At 40.5% G+C, this 1,215-nt stretch carries 2 protein-coding genes; one reads left to right on the top strand and one right to left on the bottom strand.

Annotated elements, in window-relative coordinates:
• Nucleotides 1-50: 50 nt before the first annotated feature.
• A complete protein-coding gene (locus tag FC99_RS09830) occupies nt 51-854 on the bottom strand; it encodes an Abi family protein (protein ID WP_056986541.1) in 804 nt (267 codons plus the stop codon).
• Between the two features lie 158 nt (nt 855-1,012).
• Here FC99_RS09830 and FC99_RS09835 point away from each other — a divergent pair.
• The coding region (locus tag FC99_RS09835) for a transposase (protein WP_156639360.1) at nt 1,013-1,215 on the top strand (203 nt) is incomplete at its 3' end.

Raw genomic sequence — 1,215 nt, forward strand, 5'->3', positions numbered from 1 at the left:
ATAAAGAATGAGTCCGTCTGGCAACCTGCGGACTTAAAAGGCTTTGGTAATTAGCGGATAAGTCCTATTCGTAGGCTAGCGCTGTATCTAAGCAAATTGTGGTCGCCATACCATGGGTGTGGTTCCCACAAGCGTCCGTTTTTAAACGGGCGTGGTTGACTCAAGTCACTACGTTGAAAAGTAGGTGTAGTCGCTAGTTGTTTAGCAAATGTGCAATTGTTATGAGCGCAAGAGTTTCGTACCAAGGTAATGTAATGCAACCAATTCTCTAGACGTTTATTTGGCAATTGATAATTTTGCTTGGAAAAGTTTTTTTGGTCTTGCGTGTTTATATCGGTGTAAAATTTTGAAATGCTTCCTAAGGTACTCATTTCAAGGATAACCCAGATAGGGAACTCATTTTCATAGTTGGATTGATAGTGAGTTGGATAAGTTTCTTGACGGTTGGCTGCTCTTTTCAACTCCGTCTGTACGTTTGACAACCAATTTTTCTGAAGCTGATTTTTTTTAAAAAAGGAAGGATCTAGATATCCAAGGGGCGATTTATTAAGGGCAATGTAGCTTCCAAACCGAGACTTCAATTGGGATTCTATGCGACTGATTAATGCAAAAATAAGGGTATGGAGTTCTTGATCAAAGATGTAAGCATGATAGATAGCGTCAAAAGTAGCCCCTGTTTGAAAGTGATTGGGGCGATCGTAAAAAGGTAAGCAGTATCCTTTAAATTTAAAATATCCAATGTTTTCTAATTGCTTGTGAATCATGTCTGTATCAGATGATAATTCTAGCCCACGGGATTTTAGTAAAACTAGTTGTTCGTCAACAGTTGTTGCCTTTTGAATATATCCAGTCATAGCTACCTCTGAGTACAAAAAGTCCCCACTTGGGCCACTTCAATTTGAGAGGTGTGTGGGGTGCAATCACCTAGTATATTACAGTGGTCTTGGCTAGGGTCTGTTTGAAAACGTCTCTTTTAGGTATAATCGTTGTAAAAACGAATTGAGGTCTTACCATGACAACGCCTAAACGTTATGAACTTGAAGATGACCAGTGGAAACGCATTGCTTCACTATTTCCACCATATCGAACTGGACGACCATCCAAAATTGATGACCGAACTGCCTTTAACGCCATTCTCTGGGTTATGCGCAGTGGTGCAGCATGGCGTGACTTACCAGAACGTTATGGTGCTTGGCAGACAGTCTATAGTCGTTT

This window comes from Levilactobacillus koreensis JCM 16448 (assembly GCF_001435525.1).
Taxonomy (GTDB): Bacteria; Bacillota; Bacilli; order Lactobacillales; family Lactobacillaceae; genus Levilactobacillus; species Levilactobacillus koreensis.

Bases quoted from the DNA above. Each gene is read 5' to 3' on its own strand.
- FC99_RS09830 (WP_056986541.1), bottom strand. From the start codon at position 854: ATGACTGGATATATTCAAAAGGCAACAACTGTTGACGAACAACTAGTT.